Origin of the sequence: Pseudomonas syringae group sp. J248-6 (assembly GCF_032586995.1) — a bacterium.
Taxonomy (GTDB): domain Bacteria; phylum Pseudomonadota; class Gammaproteobacteria; order Pseudomonadales; family Pseudomonadaceae; genus Aquipseudomonas; species Aquipseudomonas amygdali.
On the sequence record NZ_JAWHOP010000029.1, the window covers coordinates 38,348 to 64,376 of the forward strand.

General features: G+C 58.5%; 20 protein-coding genes. 6 read left to right on the top strand and 14 right to left on the bottom strand.

The annotated features are described in order from the left end of the window. Positions 1–87: 87 nt before the first annotated feature. The 3 genes from RYC17_RS24515 to RYC17_RS24525 form a co-directional block, all read right to left on the bottom strand. Positions 88–909, bottom strand: coding sequence for a DeoR/GlpR family DNA-binding transcription regulator (locus RYC17_RS24515; protein WP_002555713.1), 822 nt, complete (start codon positions 907–909; stop codon positions 88–90). A 123-nt stretch (positions 910–1,032) separates the two neighbouring features. Next, on the bottom strand, positions 1,033–1,806 hold the full coding sequence (locus RYC17_RS24520; protein ID WP_122280914.1) for an L-iditol 2-dehydrogenase: 774 nt from the start codon (positions 1,804–1,806) through the stop codon (positions 1,033–1,035). Positions 1,807–1,845: 39 nt separating this feature from the next. Next, positions 1,846–3,162 carry a sugar ABC transporter substrate-binding protein gene (locus tag RYC17_RS24525; protein ID WP_316904623.1) on the bottom strand — a complete coding sequence of 439 codons (1,317 nt, stop codon included), beginning with the start codon at positions 3,160–3,162 and terminating at the stop codon, positions 1,846–1,848. A 281-nt stretch (positions 3,163–3,443) separates the two neighbouring features. Here RYC17_RS24525 and RYC17_RS24530 point away from each other — a divergent pair, with 281 nt between their 5' ends. Further along, positions 3,444–4,343 carry an AraC family transcriptional regulator gene (locus tag RYC17_RS24530; protein ID WP_122258828.1) on the top strand — a complete coding sequence of 300 codons (900 nt, stop codon included), beginning with the start codon at positions 3,444–3,446 and terminating at the stop codon, positions 4,341–4,343. Here the strand turns inward: RYC17_RS24530 and RYC17_RS24535 are convergent, their stop codons facing one another. Both RYC17_RS24535 and RYC17_RS24540 read right to left on the bottom strand, forming a co-directional pair. After that, complete coding sequence (locus tag RYC17_RS24535; protein WP_005733888.1) at positions 4,344–5,603, bottom strand: cation:proton antiporter; 1,260 nt, start codon at positions 5,601–5,603, stop codon at positions 4,344–4,346. Positions 5,604–5,882: 279 nt separating this feature from the next. Beyond that, entirely contained in the window at positions 5,883–6,212 is a 330-nt protein-coding gene (locus RYC17_RS24540; protein WP_004663292.1) for a DUF2790 domain-containing protein, read from the bottom strand. Between the two features lie 217 nt (positions 6,213–6,429). On the opposite strand from RYC17_RS24540, the gene RYC17_RS24545 reads away from it, so the two are divergent. Together RYC17_RS24545 and RYC17_RS24550 are read left to right on the top strand one after the other, a co-directional pair. Continuing rightward, the gene (locus RYC17_RS24545; RefSeq protein ID WP_004663296.1) at positions 6,430–6,654 is read left to right on the top strand and encodes a hypothetical protein; all 225 of its coding nucleotides are present in this window, start codon (positions 6,430–6,432) and stop codon (positions 6,652–6,654) included. A gap of 445 nt (positions 6,655–7,099) precedes the next feature. Then, the gene (locus tag RYC17_RS24550; protein WP_316904624.1) at positions 7,100–8,425 is read left to right on the top strand and encodes an OprD family porin; all 1,326 of its coding nucleotides are present in this window, start codon (positions 7,100–7,102) and stop codon (positions 8,423–8,425) included. A 719-nt stretch (positions 8,426–9,144) separates the two neighbouring features. Here RYC17_RS24550 and RYC17_RS24555 read toward each other — a convergent pair. The 7 genes from RYC17_RS24555 to RYC17_RS24585 form a co-directional block, all read right to left on the bottom strand. Continuing rightward, positions 9,145–9,408, bottom strand: coding sequence for a hypothetical protein (locus RYC17_RS24555; RefSeq protein ID WP_219170504.1), 264 nt, complete (start codon positions 9,406–9,408; stop codon positions 9,145–9,147). A gap of 21 nt (positions 9,409–9,429) precedes the next feature. After that, a complete protein-coding gene (locus RYC17_RS24560; RefSeq protein WP_219170502.1) occupies positions 9,430–9,675 on the bottom strand; it encodes a hypothetical protein in 246 nt (81 codons plus the stop codon). Between the two features lie 7 nt (positions 9,676–9,682). After that, positions 9,683–13,795 carry an RHS repeat-associated core domain-containing protein gene (locus tag RYC17_RS24565; RefSeq protein WP_257605723.1) on the bottom strand — a complete coding sequence of 1,371 codons (4,113 nt, stop codon included), beginning with the start codon at positions 13,793–13,795 and terminating at the stop codon, positions 9,683–9,685. A gap of 112 nt (positions 13,796–13,907) precedes the next feature. Then, on the bottom strand, positions 13,908–14,495 hold the full coding sequence (locus RYC17_RS24570; protein WP_219170498.1) for a hypothetical protein: 588 nt from the start codon (positions 14,493–14,495) through the stop codon (positions 13,908–13,910). A gap of 292 nt (positions 14,496–14,787) precedes the next feature. Then, positions 14,788–17,937, bottom strand: coding sequence for a CusA/CzcA family heavy metal efflux RND transporter (locus RYC17_RS24575; RefSeq protein WP_316904625.1), 3,150 nt, complete (start codon positions 17,935–17,937; stop codon positions 14,788–14,790). A 24-nt stretch (positions 17,938–17,961) separates the two neighbouring features. Beyond that, entirely contained in the window at positions 17,962–19,218 is a 1,257-nt protein-coding gene (locus RYC17_RS24580) for an efflux RND transporter periplasmic adaptor subunit (RefSeq protein WP_316904626.1), read from the bottom strand. Between the two features lie 67 nt (positions 19,219–19,285). Next, positions 19,286–20,512 (bottom strand): TolC family protein, encoded by a 1,227-nt coding sequence (locus RYC17_RS24585; RefSeq protein ID WP_057402865.1) that lies wholly within the window; start codon positions 20,510–20,512, stop codon positions 19,286–19,288. 266 nt (positions 20,513–20,778) lie between these two features. On the opposite strand from RYC17_RS24585, the gene RYC17_RS24590 reads away from it, so the two are divergent. The 3 genes from RYC17_RS24590 (at position 20,779) to RYC17_RS24600 (ending at position 23,357) form a co-directional block, all read left to right on the top strand. Beyond that, positions 20,779–21,453, top strand: a complete 675-nt coding sequence (locus tag RYC17_RS24590) for a heavy metal response regulator transcription factor (RefSeq protein ID WP_004654919.1) — start codon at positions 20,779–20,781, stop codon at positions 21,451–21,453. Beyond that, entirely contained in the window at positions 21,450–22,841 is a 1,392-nt protein-coding gene (locus RYC17_RS24595; protein WP_058402398.1) for a heavy metal sensor histidine kinase, read from the top strand. The genes RYC17_RS24590 and RYC17_RS24595 overlap by 4 nt, the downstream gene beginning before the upstream one ends. A 114-nt stretch (positions 22,842–22,955) precedes the next feature. Further along, the gene (locus RYC17_RS24600) at positions 22,956–23,357 is read left to right on the top strand and encodes an MAPEG family protein (RefSeq protein WP_058402397.1); all 402 of its coding nucleotides are present in this window, start codon (positions 22,956–22,958) and stop codon (positions 23,355–23,357) included. A 47-nt stretch (positions 23,358–23,404) separates the two neighbouring features. Here the strand turns inward: RYC17_RS24600 and RYC17_RS24605 are convergent, their stop codons facing one another. Both RYC17_RS24605 and ligB read right to left on the bottom strand, forming a co-directional pair. Next, complete coding sequence (locus tag RYC17_RS24605) at positions 23,405–23,815, bottom strand: DUF1090 domain-containing protein (RefSeq protein ID WP_005746924.1); 411 nt, start codon at positions 23,813–23,815, stop codon at positions 23,405–23,407. Positions 23,816–23,854: 39 nt separating this feature from the next. Then, the gene (gene ligB, locus RYC17_RS24610; RefSeq protein ID WP_316904627.1) at positions 23,855–25,540 is read right to left on the bottom strand and encodes an NAD-dependent DNA ligase LigB; all 1,686 of its coding nucleotides are present in this window, start codon (positions 25,538–25,540) and stop codon (positions 23,855–23,857) included. Positions 25,541–26,029: the final 489 nt, after the last annotated feature.

Genomic DNA, 26,029 nt, shown 5'->3' on the forward strand with positions numbered 1-26,029 from the left:
ACCCCGGTCGAGAGACCGGGGTTTTTTTATGCCTGATGGATTATCGGGACACGCAGCCGGCTGAAGCTCAGGGCGGGTATCAAGTGTCTAGCGCTTGCCACCCACCGGGGCCAGCAACAATTCGATACGCTGCTTACGGATACCATCCGCTGCCGCTTCAGCCAGTGCGGCATCGGTGATGATGGTGTCGAACTGCTCGAGCCCTGCCACCTTGTACATGCCGAAGGTGCCGTATTTCGAGCTGGTCGCGACCAATACGGTTTGCGAGGCTGACTGCATGGCGGCCTGTTTGACCTCGACTTTCAGCGCCGACGGCGTAGTCGTGCCGCGTTGCAGGTCCCACGAGCTGGTCGACATGAAGGCCACGTCGGTCGCCAGTTGCCGCAACGTCGCTGCCGCCAGCCCGCCTACGCTGGAGCGGTTCGGATGATCGAGCAGCCCGCCGGTGTGAATCACATCTACATGCGCAGCATCGGCCAGTGCGTTGACTACGCCGAAATCATTGGTCACCACTGTCATGCCTGACAGCGCGATGATATGCGGGACGATTTCCAGTGTGCTGGTGCCCGCGTCCAGGTAAATCGTCATGTCCGGATGCAGCAAACCCGCCGCGAGCCTCGCCATGCCCTGTTTGTGCGGCAGCTCTATAACCGCCTTGGACTGATGGCTGGGCTCGCTGTGCACCTGGCTGGCGATACGCACGCCACCGGTGACTGAATAGGCCCGGCCTTCCTGTTCCAGCTGGGCGATATCGCGGCGGATGGTCATGTGCGAGCAGTCGAACATCTCCATCAACTGATGAACGCTGAGCACCTGATGCTTGCGCAATTGACGCAGCATCAGCTCCCGGCGCTGATCGGGGATCATAGGTGTACCGCCGGAAATGGCGATCTCCTCTTCAGTGGACATTCGTGCTCCTTGATGAGCCGCCAAGACAACAGGCGGTCCGCGCATCTTAGCCAATCGCTCCGGCAATGGAAGCAGCGACGGGCCTTTTTGCACGGACTTGCTCATCTTTGCAGGCAGTCCACCTCAGTTCATCCAGTTGCCACCATCGACGTTATAGGTCTGCGCGACCACGTATTCACTGTCCGGCGAAGCAAGGAAAATCGCCATGCCGGTCAGGTCGTCCGCCGTGCCCATACGTCCGTATGGCACCTGCTCGCCGACCAGTTTCTTCTTCTCGCCCAGCGGGCGGTTTTCATAGCGGGCGAACATCGCATCCACGCCATCCCAGTGTTCGCCATCGACCACGCCCGGTGCGATAGCGTTGACGTTGATGCCATGCCTGATGAGGTCCAGTCCGGCCGATTGGGTCAGGCTGATCACCGCAGCCTTGGTCGCGCAGTACACCGCCACCAGCGCCTCGCCACGCCGTCCGGCCTGGCTGGCCATGTTGATGATCTTGCCGCCGTGTCCCTGGGCAATCATTTGCCTGGCTGCAGCCTGCAACGTGAAAAGGGTGCCCGCGACGTTGATCGAAAACAACCGCTCGTAACTGTCGCGGGTGATATCGACAATCGGTGCCAGATCAAACAGCGCGGCGTTATTGATCAGGATATCCAGCTTGCCGCTCTGCGCGACCACGGTGGCGATGGCCTGATCGATGGACGTCTGATCCGTCACGTCCATGCTGACCGCGTAGGCGTTGGGCCCCAGCTCGTTCGCCGTGGTTTGTGCGCGTTGCAGATTGATGTCGGCAATGGCTACGCGAGCACCTTCATGGATATACGCCTGGGCAAAAGCCCGTCCTATACCCCGCGCCGATCCGGTGATCAGCGCGCTTTTACCTTCAAGTCGTTTCATGGGTTCATCATCCGTCCAATACAGTTGAGGGCCGCAGCTTTACTTCGGATAACCGGCGCGTTTCATCTCACGCTCGGTGACGGCCTGTGCAGCGCTGAGCGCCTGTTCAGTGGTGGTCTGGCCGGTCACGGCAGCGGAGAACAACTTGCCGACCGAGGTGCCGATGGCCTGGAACTCGGGAATGGTCACGTACTGGATGCCGACGTAAGGCACAGGCTTGGCCGAGGGGTGCGCGGGGTCGGCGTGTTGCATCATCTGCAGCGTGATCTTGGCGAACGGCGCAGCTTTCAGGTAAGCCTCGCTGTAGGTGGAGGCGCGTGTGCCAGGCGGCACATTACTGATGCCGTCTTTCTCGGCGACCAACTGGATATAGGCTTTGGACGTCGCCCAAGTGATGAACGTCTTAGCCGCGTCCTTGTGCTTTGAGGTGGCCGGTATCGCCAACGACCAGGCGTAGAGCGACGAAGAGCCCTTGTCGGTCACTTCAACCGGCGCAGGTGCGAAGCCGACGCTGTCGACCACCTTGCTCTGTTCCTTGTCCGTCGTGAAGGAGCCGGCCACGCTGGCGTCGACCCACAAGGCGCATTTGCCGCTGTTGAACAGCGCTAGGGTTTCGTTGAAACCATTGCTCGACACGCCCGGCGGGCCATAGTTTTTCAGGGTGTTGACGTAGAAATTCGCAGCCTTGCTCCATTCCGGGCTGGTCAATTGCGGTTTCCATTGCTCATCGAACCAGCGCGCGCCGAATGCATTGGCCATGGTGCTGAGCAGGGCGATGTTCTCGCCCCAACCGGCCTTGCCGCGCAGGCACATGCCGTAAATACCTTTGTCGGGCTGATGCAGCTTCGCCGCGAACTCACCCAGTTGGGTCCAGGTTGGCTGCTGCGGCATGCTCAGACCTGCCTGCTTGAAAAGGTCGGTGCGGTAATAGGTGATCGTGCTTTCGCCATAAAAGGGCAGGGCATAGAGCGTGTCTTTGACCGACAAACCCTGTCGCACCGAGGGGAAGATACCTTCCAGCTCATACTCGGGCGCGAGGCCGGTGATCGGCTCCAGCCACTGCTTGGCGCCCCACAACGGGGTTTCGTAGGTGCCGATGGTCAGCACGTCGAACTGGCCGCCCTGGGTGGCAATGTCGGTGGTCAGGCGCTGGCGCAGGACGTTTTCTTCCAGCACCACCCAATTGAGTTTGATATCAGGATGCTGCTGTTCGAAGATTTTCGACAGGCGCTGCATGCGGATCATGTCGCCGTTGTTTACGGTAGCGATGGTAACGGTCTCGGCGGCCTGCGCGGCCATGCTGCTGAGGGCGACAGACACGCCCGCTGACAGGAAAAGCGCTTTGCGGATCTTCATCTCAGGGCACTCCATCCCGCGCCTTGGCTGGCGGGAGTCATTGTTTTTGTTGTTGGCCACGGCTGAATCACCATGGTGGACGGCTTGATTACAGCAGCCTGTTGCGGCCTGAACAAACGCACGGCGAACGATCGGCTGATACTTTTTTAACCGCTTGCCATGCGGCGCTCTGAAAGCAAAAAAGTACCGGTGGCGGATTAATTGTGAGCTAGCACTGGCCGAGCCGTAGGGCGTATGTTTAGGTGTCCATAGAGCATTTATAACGATAAAAGGGGCATCCAGTGCCTGATAGCCGAGCGGCCTTGTTCGAGCAGCGTCCCGCCGAGCTTGAGGTTATTCTCCCGCAACCAGACCACTGCTTTCGCTGGTACGAGCACGACTATCCCTACTCGCTGGCCCGCTGGAACCACCATCCAGAATTTGAAATCCACCTGATCCGCCAGGGCAGTGGCAAGCTGGTGGCCGGTGATTACATCGGTGAGTTCGGTGCCGGTCATGTGGCCCTGATCGGTCCCGATCTGCCCCACGACTGGATCGGCGATCTTGCCCCCGGCGAGCACCTGGCCGGGCGTGACGTGGTGTTGCAGTTCGATGGCGCGGCGTTGCTGGCGCTACGTGGCACGCTGCCGGAACTGGGCGATTTGCAGCGTCTGTTCGAACAGGCACGTCGCGGGTTGGAGTTCACCGGCGAAACGGCCATGCAGGCTGCGCAACTGCTGGAGCAGATCGGCCCGGCACAAGGCCTGGAACGGCTGATTCTGTTTCTACAACTGGTCAATACACTGATGAAGGCACCTGCGCAGGAGGCTCGTCTGCTGGCCAGCGCCTGGTATGCCCCGACCCTGGATGCGCGCAGTTCCGAGCGGATCAACAAGGCGTTCGATTATCTGCTGACTGAATTGACCAGCGATATTCGCCTGTCCGTCATCGCGCAGCGGCTGGACATGAGCGATCCGGGTTTTTCACGCTTCTTCAAGCGCACCACGGGCCATTGTTTTATCGATCTGATGCGCAAGCTGCGGGTTCAGCGGGCTTGCCGGTTGCTGCTGCACAGCGAGATGTCGGTGTCGGACATCTGCTTTGAAGTGGGTTACGCCAACCTGTCCAACTTCAACCGGCATTTCCGCGTGGAGATGCAGCAGACGCCCAGTGAGTACCGGCGAGCCGCTGCATCACTCTGATCAATGCTCTGCCGGCTCTTTCGCCTGTGGCGAGCGGGTGACGGCATGCACCAGCTTGCCGATCGTCAGGCCCTGCAAGAGGATCGACAGCAACACCACGATATAGGTGATGCTCAGCAGCAGGTCACGCTCCGGCCCGGTGGGCAAGGCCAGCGCCAGTGCCACCGAAACACCGCCGCGCAAGCCGCCCCAGGTCAGGATGCGGATCGTACCGTGTGGCACCTTGCGCCAGCGCCGCAGCAGCAGAATCGCAGGGGCCACGGTGACAAAGCGCGACAGCAGAATTGCCACGGCCAACAGGCTGGCGGCAATCAGGTGCTGCCAAGAGAACGGCAGCAGCAACAGCTCCATGCCGATCAACGCAAACAGCAACGCGTTGAGCATGTCATCCAGCAATTCCCAGAAACCGTCCATGTAACGACGGGTCATGTCGTTCATTGCCAGATTACGCCCCAGGTTGCCGATGATCAGCCCGGCCACGACCATCGCGATAGGGCCTGACACATGCAGCTCGGAGGCCATTGCCGAGCCGCCGATCACCAGTGCGAGAGTCAGCATGACTTCGATCTGATACTGCTCGATGCTTTTGATCATCAGGTACACGGCATAGCCAATCAGGCCGCCGAACAGCACACCGCCGACTGCTTCGTGGACGAACAGCAGGGCGGTTTCGCCAACCGTCGGCGTTTCGCCCAGCTGCGCGATACCCAGCAGAACGGTGAACACCACCACCGCCGTGCCATCGTTGAACAGGCTTTCACCAACGATGGTGGTTTTCAGCGGTTTCGAGGCGTTGGCGGTACGCAACACACCGAGCACGGCAATCGGGTCTGTGGGCGAGATCAGCGCACCAAACAGCAGGCAGTACAACGGGCTGACGTGCCAGCCGAACAGGGCAAAGATCCAGTAGGCCAGCGCGCCGATCACGGTGGTGGCAATCAGTACACCGAAGGTTGCCAGCAGGCCGATGGGCCAGCGATAGCTTCTCAGGTCGGCAAGGTTGACGTGCAGCGCGCCGGCGAACAGCAGGAAGGACAGCATCCAGTTCATCAGCAGGTCGCCGAAGTCGATCTGACCGATCAGCTGCTGGACGCGATCTTCCAGACCGGGATAGCCCAGAAAACTCAGCCCTTGCAGCAGCAAAGAGAACATCAGCGCGGTGACCATGACACCGATGGTGGGCGGCAGACCGATAAAGCGATAGTTCACATAGGTCAGCAGCGCAGTGAGGCAGATAAAACCAGCAGCAAGTTCAAGCATCCGTCATTCCAGAATCCGTAAGTGCAGTGTCTCGATCACCGTAACCGAGCCTGTGTTTGATGGACCGGATCCATGTCCAGACACATCGCGACACGACACAGTGGGGTTTGCGTTGACCACGCAGATGCGGTGATGTTGCAAAAAAGGCAGGAATCAGTGCATGAAGCAGGCTTGAAAGCGCAAGAAGCGGGGCATTGCAGACACAAAAAAGTCAGCCCGGATAACGGTCCGGGCTGACGGGGGATGTAACGGTGGGTGGCCTCCCTGGCAGGTTCAGAATCACTGGCTGTTTCTGCACCCGCTCAGGACCTGGTACTGCACGGTGTTCAGCTTGCCTTTGGAGTCCTCGTAGGTCATCAGTTTCGGCATCACGCTACAGGTTTGCAGATCCGGGGATTTGCGAATGACCTTGGCAACGTCGAGCTTCATTCCGTATTTGTACTCCTTGATCTCCGGCATCGGCTTGTTATGGATAGCCGCGTATTTCTGCACGCTGGCCTGGTGTTCCTTGATCACTGTGGTGGCTTTGACTTCATCCGTGGTGTAAGCGTAAGCACTCAGTGGCGAAAGAATGACCAGAGCAAGTAACAACGATTTGGCGGTACGCATTTTCTTTTGTCTCCGTTTGAATGTGGTTCAACCTTACCAAGTGCGCACTAACCGGAAAGTGGCTGAAACATTACAAATCGGTAATCTCGCAGATGTCAGCTTTCTAACAGTATTGTCATTCTCTGCTCACCTTCCTGTTAGCTACCCGGACGTAAGCTTGTTTCATCCCTGACGAGCACTGCGCTTTTAAGGAACTCCTTACACACCGAAAGAGGTAATGATGATGAAACTGATCAAGTCGATGGTTTTCGCCGTAGCTGCCTTGTCCGCCACTGCAGCCTTCGCCGACGACGGCAACGAGTACGCAAGCACAGCGGCTGACAAGATGCGTCTTGCACAGGAACTGCGCTTCAAGGAACAGAACAGCAGCAACAAAGCCGAGCGCTACGTCAACACAGACGACAACGCCAAGGCCGAGCGGTCGACCAAGTCCGAAGGCTGATGCCTTTGATGCCCGACCCGCTGCACCCCCATTCGCCCTTGGTAGCTCCCTGCTCCTTTGGTCGGGGCGAATCTTTAAGCGTCCTTCGGGGCGCTTTTTTATTCCCGCCAAAAACGTCGCTTGAAGGTGTGACACAGAGCGTCACGAACTTCATGCCAACGCGGAGCACTGGCACGACACCTATCGTTCCGCACGCTCCAGCGTGGGAATGCCGTTCTGGACGCTCTGCGTCCTATCTTGAATGTCTGATTACACCGGTCAAAGCGTATTTTGTTTTATTGAGCAACGGCGTGCTGTCATGCACTTCCTTTCATATTTGTAATCTTTCCGTCACCTCGGCGTTATCTTCGCCACTTCAAGATTGTGCCCCACTGGCAGCGCTCGGGTTAATAAAAACAGCCAGATCGACATGTTTATAACAATCTGCCGATTAGACGGAGCGCACATGACTCAACTTAAAACTCTATCACTGGCCCTGTGTTCGACCCTCGCCGGTGTCGCACCGGCTGCCGTATTCGCCGAAGAGCAAAAAGAAGGCTTCATCGAAGGCAGCACGCTGACCGTACTCAACCGCAACTTCTACATGAACCGCGACCACCGCAACGGCGAATCCAGCCCTACCGGCAATGGCTACTCCGAAGCGTGGGCGCAAGGCATCATCGGGCGATTCCAGTCAGGTTTCACTCAAGGCACCTTCGGCGTCGGGGTCGATGCATTTGCCATGATCGGTATCAAGCTCGACACCGGTGACGGCCGCAACGGCGGCCGCAGCGCATTCGACGTGCTGCCGGTCGATGGGGAAGGGCGCGCCCGTGACGAATACACCAAGGTCGGGGGCTCGCTGAAGGCCAGAGCCTTCGACACCGTCGTCAACGTGGGCGATGTGTTTCCGTCCACCCCGGTGGTTGCCTTCGGCGACTCCCGTCTGCTGCCGGAAAGCTTTCGCGGCGTTACCGCCGTCAACAACAGCATCAGCGGCCTGACCCTGCAAGGCGGTCGCCTGCACTCCATGAGCCAGCCCGTTTCCAGCAACATGCGCGACGGTTTCGTCACCTTCTACGGCGGTGCCGTGGACTCTCCATGGGTTGCCTACTTCGGCGGTGACTATCAGGCCACCGACAGGCTGAGCCTTGGCCTCTACACCAGCCGACTCAAAGACGCCTGGGATCAGAAATACGCTTCAGTGTCCTACGTGCTGCCGCTCTCTGATGAACTTTCACTGACCAGCAGCCTGAACTATTACAACGCCACTGACGAAGGCAAAAAGCTGCTCGGCGAATTCGACAACGACATCTGGAGTGCAAAAGTCGCCCTGCAATACGGCGCGCACACCCTGTCGTTTTCGCACCAGCGCAACGAAGGTGATGACGATTTCGACTACCTCCGGCAGTCCGACTCCATCTACCTGGCCAACTCCATCCAGTACAGCGACTTCAACTCACCCAAAGAACGCTCGTGGATGGTCACCTACAACCTCGACATGTTCACCTTCGGCGTGCCCGGCCTGTCATTCATGACCCGCTACGGCAAAGGCACCGACGCCGACTACTCCAACGCCAACAGCACCTACATGCGCCGCGACGCACAAGGCAACCCGCTGACCGACCAGAAACGCTGGGAGCGCGATATCGAAGCGAAATACATTGTGCAGACCGGATCACTCAAAGACCTGTCGCTGCGCGTGCGCCAGGCAACGACTCGTGCCACGGCGTTCGAATCGGATCTGGATGAGGTGCGGGTAATTGTGGAGTATCCGTTGAGTGTGCTTTGAGGAGGGATGATTGAGTGAGGCGTCCTTTGGGGCGCTTTTTTTGAAGAGGCGCGAATACTCTAACAGGCCAGGTTTTATGACGGGCATGTGCAGCGGAATTACGGCATCTATCCTTGGCTAATGTTTTGCAAATGATGATGCTTGCATTTGAAATTGTTTGATTTCTTGATAGTTGTGGGTGTTCTAGTTTTCATATCTTGTTGCAAGGCTTAGTTGTGTCGAATTCGGGTTTTTATCTTAGTGACATGCAGCCGTCAATTTCAAGGCTCTCAGAGTTTATTATAAAAATCACAATATAATTCTCTATTTCCAAGGGGACCCAGCTTCGCAACGCCTCATCCTTTGAAGCTTCAAGTGATGCTATACATAGGTCTGCGCCATTAAGTTGGCGCCCTTGGGCTGCCAGATTGTTGGCTCTGAATCCTATAATGAATTTTAGCGTGTTTTTATTTTGATCATCATAGATAGATACTTCTGGCGATAGCAAAGAGGTAATATTAGATATCTTTGATTTTTTAATTAATTCGCGTGTGATAGGGTCGCAGAGCTTCGAAGAGACGTACGATTTGAAGTCGACTTTTTCTATTATATCTTTAGCTTTCATTTAGGTGATGGTTTTCAAGATTATTAATATCGGGGCTGTGAGCTCGCTTTGATGCTGTATTCATGATTGAATTCATGGTATTAAAGTGAGCACTTGACTTCCATTTCTTTATCTCTTAATCCTCACCTAAGCCACAAGCCCTCAAAAAAAACGACAGTGGCATTTCCTGTTCACTATCCGTGCCTGAAGATAAGACATCCCCTAAAGTAGCAGTGGCACGCTCAAAGTCTAACAGAACATCGAAACAGTTGAGCTCCAAACCTATTATGGCGAGCTGGGCTCCTGGCTTTATAGATTCCTTCACAGCAGTCGCAAGCAACTCTCGGACAGAATCGTTAAACTCCTGCTCCCAAAAGGCATTAAGTAAATCATTAGTCATAGCGCAATCTCATTTTGGAAATCAGAAAATAATTGAGTCTAAAATAGACTGTAGTTTCACAGGGTCCGCAGCATTCCCAAAATAATATTCATTTCCTCCATCATCGAGCAGCTCAGGGGGTGTCGATTTCCAATACAGCACGAAATATTTCTCGTCCAACAAATCCTCTAATGCGCCAGCGTCATCATACGTTGATACTCTAATGTAAGGTCCATATTCCGAGTGAATAGATACCATCACTCTCTCTCCGACTTTTGAATCAATCATATTCCACCTACCAATTAATGCTGTTAAACCAGTCCAGCTCCTGCTGAGTAGGAGCTCGTTTGATACCTTTAGTATCTAGAGGGTTATCATATCGTATTGGGCGTGTTGCTCCAGGTACATAAGGGTTAAGTTCTGTTTCTTTGACTCGAGTACTGGTCATATCGAATTCCGTGCCATCTTTATAGGTTATTTTCACTCCCGGCTCACCAGCCTTACCTCCTAGTCGAGTGGTGTTCTTTGTTGTTCTGGTAGTAATTGTTCCGATTTCTTTTGCAGTACCCGAAAATATATTGCATAGACCTAACGGATCAACCCACCCATAAGGATTAGGCGCATATTGATAGAGATTATCCCCCCCACTCAACCCAATCGGATCCTGCGTAATAAACCGCCCAATCTCCGGATCGTAATACCGAAACGTGTTGTAGTGAAGCCCTGTCTCGACATCGAAATACTGCCCCTGAAACCTCAGGTTCTGCTCGACCTCGTTCACCACCAGCTTCTCAATCGCCCCCCACGGCCGGTATTTGGCCTGCCAGACGATCTGCCCTTCGGCGTCGGTCATCTCCAGCGGTGTACCAATCTGGTCGGTGTGGAAGTAGTAGATCTTGTTCTCTAACTCGCCCTTTTTCTCATCAACACGGGCGAGCGGGGCATAGCTGCCAGGCTCATAGAGATACAAGCTGCTGTGCTCGGGACCCTCTTCACGCAGCATCCTGAGACCTTGCCAAAGAAAGCGCTTCTCGTCGCTCTTGCCTTTGATCTCCGACTTTTTAGCGACCCGCCTACCCAGGCTGTCGTACTGGTAGCGGCTGGTGCTTTCCACCTGGCTGTTGGCCATGGTCTCGGTTTTGACCAGGCGGTTTTCGCTGTCGTAGGTGAAGGTTTGCCAACGGACGATGCCGACGATTTTCTCAACCAGATTGCCCCACGCGTCGTACTTGTATTCGTGGTTGCTCCATTGTTTGAGGCGGTTGTCTTTGACGCGGTCGAAGCGGCTGGTGTTGAAGTTCAGGCGGTTGCCCGCGGCGTCGTAGCGAAAGGCTTCGCCTTCGAAGCGTTTTTCGGGGTTGTGTTCAAGCAGGCGGCCGTTGGCTTCGTATTCGTAGGTGACCTCGCCGCGCAGTTTGTCGAGGGTGCGGCTCAGTTCGCCGGCAGGGTCGTATTCGTAGCGGCGGTGGATCGGGTTGTAGGCGTGTTCGACGTAGCGCTCTGGTTTTATGAGCGGGTTCTGGATCTGTGAGAGTTTTTCAGCGGGCAGTGTGGTTGCGTACTGCCAGGTCTTGCGGCCAAGGGCGTCGTAGCCGAAGCAACTGGTGAGTTTTCCCTGCGTGCGGTAGATCTCGCGGTGCAGGTCGTCGCGCTCCATGTCGCTGATCAGTTGGCCATCGAGATTCAGTTGATGCAGGTGACCGCTGCCGTAATACAGATGGTTCAGGTGCTGGCCGGTAGGAAGGGTCAGCGTGGTCAGGTTGCTGAGTGGATCGTAGTCGTAGGCCAGCGTGCCCTGGGGCGACGATTCCTGTGTCAGGCGGCCCAGAATGTCGTAGGCGAATTCCAGTTTTTCGGCCGTGACACCGAGTTTTCTGCCACCGTCGGTGGGTGTGCGCTGAATGGACAGCAGGCGATCGCTGTCGTCGTAGGTGAAATCCTGACGGGCGTCGTCGTTGAGTCTGGCCAGCAAGCGGCCAATCGGGTCGCGCTCGAAATGCGTGCTGCGCTGTGGTCGCTCACCTTTCTCGCTGTAGCCGATTTCCTCGACCTGAGTCAGGTTTCCGCCGAGGTTGTAGCTGAAACGGCGGGTCAGTTGGTCGATGCGCTTTTCTTCGATCAACCGGTCGGAGTCGTCGTAGGCGAACGTGTAGGTGGCGTCGTTTTCATTGATTAGCGCGGCAAGGCGCAGGGCTTTGTCGTACTGGTAGCCTACGATAAAACCCTTGGGGTCCTGGCGTCTGATCGGCAGGCCACGGGCGTTGCGTGCCAGATGCGTGGTCTGGTCCTTGTCGTTGGTGTGCGTCAGGACCTGGCCGTGGGCGTTGTAGGTGAAGCTCTCGCGGGTGCCGTCCGGATGGTTGATGCTCAGCACTTCGCCGCCGGGTTTGCGTTCCAGTGTGGTGGTGTTGTTCAGGGCATCAGTGACGGCGACCAGTTGATCGCGCTCGTCGTAACGGTACCAGGTGCTCTTGCCCGAGCAGTCCTGGAAGCGCTCGACCTGCGCCAGGTTGTTCCACCACAGGTATTTGGATTTATAGGTCGCATCGATGATGGTGTGCGGCAGGCCATCTTCGCTGTTGAGGTATTCGGTCTTTTGACCCAGCGCATCAATCTCGGCAACCAGATTGCCTTTCGAATCGTAGCGGGCCGTCCAGATGGCGCCGTCAGGGTAAGTGATCTGTTTGACCAGTGTGGTCTTGTAGTGATGCTGATAACGCGTGGTTCGGCCCAGCGGGTCGGCTTCTGCGGTCAGGCGTGACAGATCGTCGTACTCGAAGCCCAGCTGGTTGCCATCGGGCAGCGTCAGGCCGGTGATATTGCCAGTGTTGTCCAGCGCGATACGGTACTGCTCACCGCCGAAATCAGTGCTGGCGATGACGCGACGGTCCTTGTTGTAGGTCACCTCGGCGCGACGTCCCAGCACATCGGTTACGCGCGTCCGGCGCGCCTCGAAATCATAATCGAAATGAAAGTGCTCGCCGTCGCTGGTCCAGTGCTCGACCACGCGCGGCTTGCCGTCGAGAACTTCCCAGCGGTATTCGCAACTGAGCCCCAGCGCATTGGCGTGGCGGGTCATCAGGCCGTCGGTGTAGCTGAAGTTGCGCACCGAGTCGCCATTGCGGTTGTATACACTGTTCAACTGGCCATTGTTGTCGTAGCCATAGCGCACCAGTGTCTCGACGGCCTGGTCGCCGACGATTCGCTTGACGGTGCTCAGACGGTTGGTCACCTCGTCGTAGTGCAGGTGCACGCGATGCCCGCCGGTGGAGCAAATGTCGGTCAGAACGCCGTCTTCGCTGCGTACGAAATGCAGAAAATGACCGAGGGCGTTTTCGACGCGTTGCAGGGGAACTGGCTGGTTGTCGTCGGGTACTTCACCGAAGTAGTAAAAGACGTTATCCAGCGTTTGCAGCAGGTAATGACCACCCTCGGTACGCACCAGGTACAGCTGTTCCTGTGCGTTGTAGATGCGCTGGTTGTAGTCCAGTGTCACGAAGGGCACGCTGCGGCCCTGATTGTCGCTGAGGTACAGAAAGCTGCCCTTGCGCCGCAGGCTTTGTTCCCAGGGCAGCACCCAGCCCTTGCCCAGCGCGCTGTCGACATCAAGGTCGCTGGCGTAGAAGCGTGTCCACTCGATCGGCATCAGGCCGGGCAGGCTGAAATCGGACTCGTCGATCAGCAGTTTGCGTCCGGTGGTGGTGTCGACCGGGTTGCCGTGCAGGCCGCCCAGCACTTTTTCGGCCACGGGGGCGACGCCGAAGCGAAAAATGGCGTCCCCGAGAAAGACACCGCCCATAAACTGCAGCGCGCAAGGGCCTGCCGCTTTCAGACCGGCCTGCATGCCCAGCTTGGCAATGCTGAGCACGGCCTTGGCGCCGCCGGCCACGACCAACAGAATGTCCACGGTGTAACGGGCCATCGCCGAGACTTCGTCGTCCACCGGCAGGTAGCGTTGGGTACCGCCGCCGATGAAGACGTTGGGCGAGCCGGTGCCTATCTTCGCGCCGCAGGTCAGCTTGTCGCCCTTGCGCGCAGCGGGCTGGCCGTTGATGAAGACGTTGCTGGAGCCTTCGGCCACCTTGACGATCGGCGAGTGCTTGTCACACACGGCGGTGCTTTCGATGGCAAAGGCAGCAGGGCGGCCATTGATGAACACGTTGGGCGAGGCAGATTCGATCTGCCCCGCGGGAGAGCTGAAGGCGCTGCCGATACTCTCCCCGATACTGGCGATGGCATTACCGGCCAGGCCGACTGCCATGGCCAGTAAAAAACCGCCGAACCCGCACGTGGCGACGGTGAGCGAGACATACGCCACTGCCGCGATGCCCACGATCGCTCCGAGCACAAAGCCCGCCATCGCTCCGGTGTGTTCGATATCATCCAGTAACCGCGCGGCCTCGAACATCGCCGTTACTCCTGCGGGCTGCGAGTAGTGGAGGTGCGATCACCTGGCGTGACGCTGATGTTCTGCAGCGGATAGTCCATTAAAGCGTGTCCTGTCGGCGATGAAATAGAGTTCAGGGGGCGGTCAGGCCTTCAAGCATGCTGTCGAAATCCAGCAACCAGGTTTTCAGCGCGGGCTTTTCGGAGTCAATCACGCAGCCCACGCTCAGCCATTGGCGTTCGTTGTGATCGGCACACGGCACGATGGCACCGATCAGGCGTCCATGCCGCTCTTCAAGGCCTGCGCGAAAATGAAAATCCAGCGCCAGCGCTGCATTGCCCGCCAACAGCGTTTCGTAGTGGCGAATGACCTGGACTTCGCCATGCAGTGGCTGCAGCGCCTTGACGGCTTCGGCGAACGCTTCGGCAAGCGTTGCCTCTTCAGGTACATCGCGACGTTGAATGGAGACGACGACAGGCTCTCCGCCCACTTGAACGGTGGCTTCAATCGCGTTGCACTGGAAATCTTCAGGGAAGCCGAAGTGGAACCCGCCGAAATTGAAACTGCAGGTTGCGTCGCGCAAGGCTTGTGGGACGGGGATAGCCGCTTGAATGATGTCGAGCGCCTGTTGCGCGGCAGCCCGCTCGGCTTCCTCGCGCGCCAGTGCTTCGTCAGCCAGTCGGCGTTCAGAGATACGGTCGTAGAGACTGGTGCGCGTCATGCGGCTTGAACCTTGTTCATCAACTGCTACATCTCCTTATGCAGGCAACGTACTGCCCCGCGGCCCATTTGTAACAGGACGATAAGCACATTAACGGGACCGGCCTATATCTCTGAGCCGACTGATGAGCAGGAAAACCCTGAAAATCCTGTGGGATAAAAGCTACGGACGAACTCTACTTTCAATGGCGAGTGTTTCGACCTTCCTCTAACTGAAAGTTCATTGCGGGCAGGTGAAAGCTTCAGGATGCTCTAGCACTAGCCTCCTGAAGCTTTGGCGGTTACTTGAAACCCTATTTCAACGCCTCGACCTCATCCTCCCGCCGATGCGCCCACTGATACAACGCCGGCAACACCAGCAACGTCAGCGCTGTCGACGACAGAATCCCGCCAATCACCACCGTCGCCAGCGGTCGCTGCACTTCGGCACCAGTCCCGGTAGCGAGGGCCATGGGGATGAAGCCCAGCGAGGCGACCAGTGCGGTCATCAGCACCGGGCGCAGGCGGGTGAGGGCTCCTTCGGTGATGGCGTCGTGCAGCGAGCGGCCTTCTTCGCGCAGGCTGCGGATGAAGGCGATCATCACCAGGCCGTTCAGCACCGCCACACCCGACAGGGCGATGAAGCCCACGCCTGCGGAGATCGACAGCGGAATGTCGCGCAGCCACAGGGCCATGACGCCGCCGGTCAGGGCGAACGGGATGCCGGTGAACACCAGAAGGCCGTCCTTGAGGTTGTTGAACATCATGAACAGCAGCGCCAGCACCAGCAGCAGCGCCACCGGCACGACGATTTGCAGGCGTTTGGCGGCCGATTGCAGTTGCTCGAACTGGCCGCCCCAGTTGGTCCAGTAGCCGGCCGGGATCTGCACGCCGTTATCGATAGTGGTGCCTGCTTCTTCGACAAACGAGCCAAGGTCGCGACCGCGCACGTTGGCGCTGACGATGACCACACGCTTGCCGTTCTCGCGGCTGATCTGGTTCGGCCCGAGCACCAGGTCGAGGCTGGCGACCTGGGACAGCGAGATGAAGCTGATCTGCTGGTTGCTGTTGGCACTCGCAGGCACCGGAATGAGCAGGCTGGAGAGCCCGTTCACATCGGTGCGCAGTTGCTCGGACAGGCGCACCACCATGTCGAAGCGGCGATCACCTTCATACAACGTTCCCGCCTGACGACCGCCCAGCGCAATGGCGATGGCGTCCTGCACATCGGCCACGTTGAGGCCGTAGCGCGCGGCCTTGTCGCGATCGATGTTGATGGTCAGTACCGGCAGGCCGGTGGTCTGTTCCACTTTCACTTCTGAAGCGCCTGGCACTTTTTGCAGGGTGGCGGCAATTTTTGCGGCGGTCTGGTTGAGCACGTTCATGTCGTCGCCGAACACTTTCACCGCGACGTCACTGCGTACACCGGAAACCAGCTCGTTGAAGCGCAACTGGATCGGCTGGGACAGTTCGTAGTTGCTGCCCGGCACACTGGCGGCGGCCTTTTGCAGGTCGGCTATCAGTGCCTCGCGGGACTTGTCCGGGTCCGGCCATTCACTTTGCGGCTTGAGCATCACGTAGCTGTCAGAGATGTTGGGCGGCATCGGGTCGGCGGCGATCTCTGCGGTGCCGGTGCGGGCGAACACGCGCTGCACTTCCGGGACCTTGTCGATGATGGCTTTTTCCAGACGTTGCTGCATGTCCACCGACTGGGTCAGGCTGGTGCCGGGAACCCGTAGCGCCTGCAAGGCGAAGTCGCCTTCGCTCAGGCTCGGGATGAACTCGCTGCCCATGCGGCTGGCGGTGAACCCCGACAAGACAATCAGCACGAAGGCCAAGCCGAACGCTATCGAGCGATGCCCCAATACCCAGCTCAGTATCGGCGCGTAACGGTGGCGAGCGGTGCGCATCACCAGGCCTTCTTCTTCCTTGACCTTGCCGGTGACGAACATGGCGATGGCGGCAGGCACGAAGGTCACCGAAAGGATCATGGCACCGAGCAGGGCGATCACCACAGTGAACGCCATAGGGTGGAACATTTTGCCTTCCACACCGGTGAGGGCGAAGATCGGCAGGTACACGACCATGATGATCAACTGACCGAAAATCAGCGGCCGACGGGCTTCTCTGGCGGCGGCGAAGACCTCGTGGAAACGCTCGGAGCGGGTCAGCATGCGGCCGTATTTTTTCTGGGCATGCGCCAGCCTGCGGATGGCGTTTTCGACGATCACCACCGCGCCGTCGACGATAATGCCGAAGTCCAGCGCGCCCAGGCTCATCAGGTTGGCGCTGACCTTGTTGGTGAACATGCCGGTGAAGGTAAACAGCATGGCTAGCGGAATCACCATGGCGGTGATCAGCGCAGCACGGATGTTGCCCAGAAACAGGAACAGAATCACGATGACCAGAATTGCGCCTTCGATCAGGTTCTTTTTCACTGTTGCGATGGCTTTTTCGACCAGGTTGGTGCGGTCGTAAACCGTTACCGCTTCGACGCCTTCGGGCAGTGTGCGATTGATGTCGGCGAGTTTGGCGGCCACGGCCTGTGACACCGTCCGGCTGTTTTCACCGATCAGCATGAACACGGTGCCAAGCACGACTTCACGGCCGTTTTCGGTGGCTGCGCCGGAGCGCATTTCCTTGCCGATACCGACCTCGGCCACGCTGCTGATTCTGATAGGCGTGCCCTGCACATTGGCGATGACGATGTTGGCGATGTCGTCCACGGTGCCCAGCTGACCCGGTGCGCGTATCAGCAGTTGCTCACCGCCGCGTTCGATGTAGCCTGCGCCGACGTTGGCGTTGTTGCGCTCAAGCGCAGCCACCAGGTCGTTCAGCGTCAGCTTGTAGGCCGCCAGCTTCTTCGGATCGGGCGCAATCTGATACTGCTTGGCAAAACCGCCGATGGTGTTGATCTCGGCCACGCCTGGTACGTTGCGTAATTGCGGCTTGATGATCCAGTCCTGAATCACTCGCAGGTCGGTCGGCGTGTAAGGCGTGCCGTCTTCTTTCAGTGCGCCCTCTCGGGCCTCGACCGTCCACAGAAATATCTCGCCAAGGCCGGTGGAAATCGGCCCCATCATCGCGTCGACGCCTTCAGGCAGCTGGTCCTTGGCAATCTGCAGGCGCTCGCCCACCAACTGCCTGGCAAAGAACAGGTCAGTGCCGTCTTCGAAAATCACTGTGACCTGAGACAGGCCCGAGCGCGACAGCGAGCGCGTCTGTTGCAGACCGGGCAGGCCTGCCATGTTGGTCTCGATGGCGAACGTGATGCGCTGTTCGGTTTCCAGCGGCGAGAAGCCGGGTGCCGACGTGTTGATCTGCACTTGTACGTTTGTGATGTCGGGGACGGCATCGATAGGCAGTTTCTGGTAACTGGCAATGCCCAGCCCAGCCATGAGCAGCACAGCAAGCATCACGACGATGCGCTGTTCAATCGCGAATTGAATCAACCGTTCAAACATGGAGGTGTACTCGTGTGACGCAGATCAATGGGCGTGCTCGGCGGAGCCTTTGCCCAGCTCCGACTTGAGGATGAAACTGCCCGCGGCAGCCACTTGTGTGCCGTCAGCCAGGCCTTTGACGATTTCCACGTAGCCGCCATCGCGGCGACCGAGCGTTACCGGTGTCAGTTGAAAACCTTCAGCGTTGCGTACGAAGACCGAGGGTTTGTCCTCAATCGACTGAATCGCAGACTCGGGAACGCTGACCGCCACGCTGGTCTGCTCGGCGGCGACTTCCACCGACACGAACAGGCCGGGACGCCAGGCACCCTGCGGGTTGGCAAGGGTCACGCGCACGGCGGCAGCTCGGGTCTGCTCGCCCAGCAGGCTGCCGATGTAACCAATCTTGCCTTCGACCCGCGCATTCAGATCGGGCGCGCTGACGATGACCGGACGACCGACCACCACCTTGTCCAGATCCTTGGGCGCTACGCCGAAGGTGGCCCAGACACGCGACAGGTCGGACAGCGTGAAAGCATTGCTCGCTTCGCTGACCATCTCGCCGATGCCGAGGTGTTTCTCCACGACCATGGCGTCAAATGGCGCGATCAATTCGTAGCGATTGCCCGCGGATGGGTTCAGGCTGGCACCGATGGCGCTGATCTTCTGTCGGGCGTTGGCCAGGTTGATGTCGGCCTCCTGAAACTCCTGGCGCGCTTGCAAGTAGTCCTGCTCGGCGGAAATCTTGTCTTCCCAGAGTTTTTTCTCGCGCTGCAGCGTCAGGCGGGCCAGTTCCTGGCGGCGTTGTGCGGCGTTCAGTTCGCTGCGCTGATCGGAGATTTGCTGGCTGGCAATCACCGCCAGCACCTGGCCCTTTTTCACGGCTTGACCCAGATCGACCTTCACTGATTCGACCACACCGCTGACCCGAGGCACGACATGCGCGGTGCGGTCCTCATCAAAGCGGATTTCGCCGGGGAAGGTCACAGTGGTGCTCATCTGTCGAGGTTCTGCACTTGCCAGCTCGATGCCGGCAGTCTTGATCTGCTCGGCGCTCAGTTCGATGTGTCCTTCTTCCTCTTCTTTATGGGAAGACTCGGAGGCTGCGGCGTCCGGTTTTTTCGCCTCGTTGCCGTGGTCTGGCTCTTCAGCATGGCCCTGCTCGGATTCATGCGCGTGCTCATCGGCTGACGGCTCTGTTCCAGTTGCGAATGGCAGCATCTGCGGGTTCAGCGTCAGACTGCCCAGACCAATGATGGCCACCACCGCCAGCGTGATGGCAATGCTTCGTTTGTTGTTCATAAATGCTCCCGGCGATCAGGTGCTTGCGGCACCTTGCGATACGCTCGATACAGGCGGAAAAGGAAAGTCAGGGGTTGAAGCTGAACCGGTTGAGATCACCGTGAATTCGCTCGACAGCCACTCGGGCTTCGGTTGCAGTCGCCAGTGATTCCAGGTACTGGCTGCGCGCTGAAATCAGCGTTCGTTGCGCATCCAGCACTTCCAGAAAACCGAACTTGCCCATTTCGAAACCGCGCGTTGCGGTGTCGACGGCGCGCTGCGCGGCGGGCAGGATGACCTGATTGAAGGACTCGACTTCCTGCGCCGCAGTGCTCCACTGATCGAGGGCGGACTGGGTCTGGGTGCGCAGCTTGAGTTCAACGGCATTGCGCAGATCGCGTGACTGGTCGGCCCGGCGTGATGCTGCAAGTACGTTGCCCTGATTCCGGTCGAATAACGGCAGCGGCATCGACAGACCCACGACGTTGACCCGTTCGCGCTCTTCGCGGCTGTACTGGCTGCCGACGCTGACGGTCAGGTCCGGGATGCGCTTGGCGCGTTCTGAACCCAGCGCGGCTTCGCGCTGTTCTATTTGCGCCTGAGCGAGGCGTAGCTCGGCAGACTGGTTGATGGCGCTCAGTAGCTTTGCGCTCGGTGGCAGCTTGCCTGGCGACAGATCGGTGTATTCCAGACGCTCGAAAGAGGCGACCGGCGAACCGGTGGTGCGCGCCAGTTCACGATTGCTGTTGATCTTCAGGGTCTCGGCGCGTCGTACCAGCAGGTCGGTTTCAGCCAGTTGCACCTGGGCACGCGTGGCTTCCACCGGTGACACCTTGCCTGCCCGAACACGCCCCTCGGCAACCTGCAGGCCGCGTTCTGCCAGTGTTCTGGACTGGCGCGCCAGGTCCAGACCTGCCTGCGCCCGCGCCGCTGCGTAGAACGCCTGAACCACTTCGGCCCGCAGTTCGTTGCCGCGTCGCTCCAGCTCCAGCCGGGCGGCGTCCTGGCCCTTGCTGGCGGCTTCGATGCGTGCTCCGCGCTTGCCGCCCAGTTCCAGTGCCTGGCTGAGCATCACGGTGGTGGTGCTGGTCTCGCGGCGTGTGTCTTCAACCTCCCAAGACACCACCGGGTTGGGGATCAGCCCGGCCTGCTGGCGATCACCTTCGGCAACGCCGATCTCCCATTGCGCGGCGGCGAGTTCCGGGTTGCGGGCGAAGGCTGCGTCCAGCGCCTGAGCCAGGCTGATGCCCTGGGCTGCTGCGATGCCGGGAGCAGCAAATGGCAACAGCAGCAGACAAAGTGCGGCGACTTTCATGCCGGGCACCCTGTTACCAGACCGGTACGCCGAGTGCGTACGTTGTTCTTCAGTCGCATGAATTACCCTGTCCATGAAGCACCCCATCAAAACAAAAAACAAACAGGCACCTTGGCGCTGAAGTTGGCTGTGGGGACTTTATGTAACCGGAGCTATCACAGGGATTGCTGGAAAATTACGATTTTGTTATCCAGCAAGATAAGCGTTTCTTTTCAGTACACTGCACGGCATCGTCATCATCCGTTCATCAAACAGGAAGCCTGGTTATGCGAATCCTTGTCGTAGAGGACGAGCCGAAAACTGCCGAGTACATGCATCAGGGTCTGACCGAAAGTGGCTATATCGTCGATATCGCTGCAACCGGGCTCGATGGCCTCTATCTCGCGCAGCATCAGGCTTACGATGTGGTGATACTGGATGTGAACCTGCCGGAAATGGACGGCTGGGAGGTATTGAGTCGCCTGAGGAAGACGGTCAGTACGCGTGTCATGATGGTCACTGCACGAGGGCGCCTGGAAGAGAAGGTCAAGGGCCTGGAATTGGGCGCAGATGACTATCTGGTCAAGCCGTTCGAGTTTCCCGAGCTATTGGCAAGGGTCCGCACGTTGATGCGGCGCAGCGAGCAGACCACCACCTCCAAGGTGTTGCAGGTTGGCGATCTGGAGCTTGATCAAGGGCGGCACCGGGCGTTTCGCGGCAGCCAGCGCATCGACCTGACCACCAAGGAGTTCGCGCTCCTGCACTTGCTGATGCGTCACAGCGGTGAAGTCATGTCGCGTACCCAGATCATTTCTCTGGTCTGGGACATGAACTTCGATTGCGACACTAATGTGGTGGAAGTGTCGATCCGTCGCCTGCGCGCGAAGATCGACGATCCTTTCGAGACCAAGCTGATCCACACGTTACGCGGCGTGGGTTATGTGCTGGAAGTGCGTGAATGAAACCGACGCGTCTGTCGACGCGCCTGGGGCTGACCGTTACTGCGCTGATTGCGTGCCTGGTGCTGGTAATGGAAATGCTCGCTTATGCGGCTATTTCCCGTCAGCTCGATCTGCGCGCCGAAGACAGCCTGAACGAGAAGTTCGCGCAGATCGAACACAGCATGAGCGAGGGCTTTCTCGGCATCGAAGACATTGTTCAATACCCTCATACCCTGCGTGACCAGATCATCGGACACGACAGCTATTCGTTGATGGTGCTCGACGCGGGCAACCCTCGGCAGCAATTGATGATGGTCGGTAACGAGGAAGGCCGGAACCTGCCTGTCCCCGAGGCAGATCACATACCTCAAGGCTTTCAGGAATTGCAGTCGGTACACGGCCACAAGATTCTGATGGGTTACAGGGAAATACACCTCAAGACAGGGCAGGACATTCTCGTCAGGCTGTCGATGGATCGGGAAAGCGACAGCACGCTGCTGCACGCTTATTTGAAATCGACTTTCCTGATACTGCCGGTGATCTTGCTGCTGGTCGGCTTCGGTGCCTGGTGGGTGGTGCGTCGTGGTCTCAGGCCGTTGGGCGCTTTCAGAAAAGTAACGGCGCTGATCTCGGCTCGCGATCTGTCTCATCGCATGAAAGTGAAGGGCCTGCCTGATGAGTTGCGCGACCTGGCGCATGCGGTCAATTTCATGCTGCACCGGCTGGACGGCGATGTGCAGCAACTGGCGCAGTTCTCGGACGACCTCGCGCATGAGTTGCGCTCGCCCATGAACAACCTGATGGGCAAGGCGCAGGTCACGCTGTCCAGGCCGCGCCCTTCGGAAGAGTACAAGCAGGCGCTGGAATCGTGTACCGAGGAGCTGGAGCGCATGTCGCGCATGATCAGCCAGATGCTGTTTCTGGCCAGTGTCAGCCAGCCTGCCGCGCCGTTGCCGGTTGAGGTCATCGACCTGCGCGAAGAGGCCGACAAGGTCGCCGAGCTGTTTTCATCTTCGGCGGAAGAGCGCGACATCACCTTGCAGGTTCAGGGCAACGCGAAGGCAACAGGCGACCGGCTGATGATTCAGCGAGCGATTTCGAACCTGCTGTCCAACGCTATTCGCCACGGTCTGTCCGGCAGCGTCATTACTATCACCCTTGCCACGCATGCAGATGAAGTGTCACTGGCGGTGCGCAATGCGGGCGAGGGGATCGATGCCGAACACCTGCCGCGGCTGTTCGATCGCTTCTATCGGGTTCATGTCAGCCGCGCGCGACAGCAGGGCGGGACGGGGCTTGGGCTGGCGATTGTGCGTTCCATCATGAGCCTGCATGAAGGGCAGGTGACGGTCGAGAGCGAGCCCGGACACTTCACTACGTTCAGCCTGATCTTTCCTAAACTGGTGTAATGCGTCAGGTTGCTGGTCGTTCTTCAAGAACCTTTCGCTGCCCCCCGGCTCATAGCTTGTGAGCGGGTATTGCCCGGATGCTTCAGATGAAGCTGAACCTATAAGGATGGACGTATGACAGTTGCTTTCTGGTGCGTGCTGGTCGCGATCCTGCTGCCGATTATGTGTGCCGGTATCGCCAAGTTCGGCAGCGGCAAATTCGGCAGTGGGCACAATCATGACCCGCGCGCCTTTCTCGACAAGCTGGAGGGTTTCCCGCGCCGTGCGCATGCTGCCCAACTGAACAGCTTTGAAGTGACCCCGGCGTTCGCAGCAGCGGTCATCATTGCGCACATTGCCGGCAATGCGCAGTTGGTGACCATCGATGTACTGGCCGTGCTGTTCATCACCAGTCGTCTGCTTTACATCATCTTCTATCTGGCTGACCTCGCCGCACTGCGTTCGATAGTCTGGCTGGTGGGCATGGGGCTCATCGTCGCGCTGTTCGGCGTGTCGGCTTTCCCGGCCGTATCCTGACAGCCAGGTTGCGGCGCTGCGGATAAGCAGCAGCGCCGCGACCTTGATCAATCGTCCGGCTGGACTTTCTCAAGGTCGGTCTGGGCTTCTTGCAACTCTTTACGCGACTCGGCCAGCTTGTCCTTGCGCTTGTTGATCTTCTCCGGATCACCCTTGTCCATGGCCTTGTTCAAGTCGGTCTGGCGGCGGCTGACTTCCTGCTTGGCGTCCAGCACCTTCTGCTTTCTCTGCTTGATCAATGAGGTCTCGGTGCAGTTGGCATTGACCTCGGCGAGGGCCTTCTCAAGCCCGGTCTGCTCGGCCTTGTTACCCTCAGTTTTGGCGTCCTGAATCTTGCTGCTGATTTCCTGGCTTTTGATCTGGCACTCGGAAGGTGCGGGTGCCTGCTCATCTGCCAGCAGCGTTGTAGCCAGCAGCGTGCAACTGGTGAAAAGGATCAGTGGTGATAAAAACTGCATATGAACTCCGTTTGAACACGGACAAAAAATGGACGTCCGCTACTTAAAACCTGAAATACCCTGAGCCTGCAATTGATGGCTCAATGCCTGCACCTCTGGGGCCTGAAAAAAAGACCTCAGTTTCGCTGCCCGGCCAGGCCCTATGCCCGGCTCTGCTTGCCATTGCTCAACGCTACGCCCGGCCAGTTCCTGCCAATTGTCAGGAAGTGTTGCGCTTCCTGTAGGCGGCAGTCCGATGGCCTTGAGCCACGTCTGAAACGGCCGTTCGCGCGCTGTTTGCAGGCTGGCGAGCAGTTTAGCGCTGCTGCGCTCTGCGAAGCCGGGAATGTTAGCAAGCTCAGCATGATTCAGGGTCATCCAATCGAGCAGGCTCTCTATTTGGCCGTTTTCAATAAGCTTGTCCCAGGTCCCCGGACCGACGCCGGGCAGCGCAAGGCCTTTCTTGCCGCTGAGCCAGATCAGTCTGGCGCGGAACTGGCTTTCACAGCCTGGTGTGGCTTGCCAGCAGCTCAACTCATGAAAGTCATCGGCTTGCGGAATGATCATTTCAACTCGCTCGGCCGCGCGGGATATCACGCCGTCGAGTCTCGGAATCGTCAGCCCGGCCAGGCTTACGGCAACTTGATCGCCAGGCCTTATATCCAGCGTTTGCCAGCGTTGCAGTGAACCGGTGCTGATGCGGCTGACGGTACGGTCGTCGAGACGTACCGGGGTCAGCTCCAGCACAGGGGTAATCCTGCCGCTGCGACCAATCTTGAAGCTGACCTTGCGCACCTCGGCCAGTGCCTGGGCGTAAGGGTGCTTCCAGGCTGCAATCCAGTAGGGCGCACTGGCTTGCCAGCGTTGCATCGGTGGGCGCTGGCCCTGGCGCATGATCACGCCATCTGTCGCGAACGGCAGAGGATTGCGGTACCAGTGCTCGCGCCATTTCGCAGCCTGAACATAATTTTCCAATGGGTGCGTGTACGCCTCGCTGTCCTCAAAGCCCATGGCTTGCAGGCCTGCGAGTCGTTGAGCCATATCGGCAGGCCCGTTCGGCCAGTCCCAGACGAATAGCCCGATGGCATCAGCCTGCTGCGGGCTGATTGTCTGTCGCGCCAGCATGCCTGCCACCTTGCTGCGCGCGTTGACGCTGCCGGATATTGCCTGAATATGATCGGTCAACCGCCAGTACAGCTCGCCTTGCAGGATCAGGGAGTCATGTTGGGGTAGACGCTGAGGAATGGCCTTTATCAGTCGTGCCTGCGAAGTCCAATCCTGGCCCTTGCGCCCATCGCCGCGACTGATCGCCTGCACCAGCTGACCTTTTTCGTAAACGAGTGTGACTGCCACGCCGTCGATCTTGGGCTGAATCCACAGGTCGTTGCGGCCTTTCAGCCAGGCCTCGACACTGCTTTCGTCCGCCAGCTTGTTAACGCCCGTATGCGGTACGGGATGAAGCAGCGGGCCAACAGCTGTCGTTAGCGGATCGGACTCGGGTGTGGAAACGGCAAAGCACGAGCGCCACACGCTCAGCTTCTGCCGCGCCTGATCGTAAAGCTCGTCCGGGATTTGCGAGATGCCCTGGCGATGGTAGCTGTCGTCCCACGCGGCAACCTGCTGTTGCAAGGCCGTGACCTCGCTGCGTGCCTTGGCTGCAGACCAGCCAGGGCATTGGCTGGCATGGCCGATGCCGGGCAGAAGAAACACAAGAGCGAACGTCATCAGGCAAATGGTGGGCAGCATCGAAGCATCCTTGCGTTAGGAATGGGCCCGATGAGGCTAGTCGTTGTCGTATGGTGAAGGGGTAAGGCTTGGTTACCGGGTTTTGCGATAGCGCATGGCGGCACGCCCACGCGGAGTGCTCAGCGGCTGCACCGGCCTCTTCGTGAGCAAGCGCACACGCCCTTCAGGCAGAAGCGCAGAGCATCGGGCACGATAGTTGAGGTTATCGTTCCTCACGCTCCCGCGTGGGAACGCAGTTCTCGACGCTCTGCGTCGTCAAGAGGACGCGGAGCGTCCAGAAAGGCATACGACGCAGAGCGCCGCACGATAGTCGCGACTGCACCGGCGTCTTCGTGAGCAAGCTCACACGCCCTTCGGGCAGAAGCGCAGAGCATCGGGCACGATAGTTGAGGTTATCGTTCCTCACGCTCCAGCGTGGGAACGCAGTTCTCGACGCTCTGCGTCGTCAAGAGGACGCGGAGCGTCCAGAAAGGCATACGACGCAGAGCG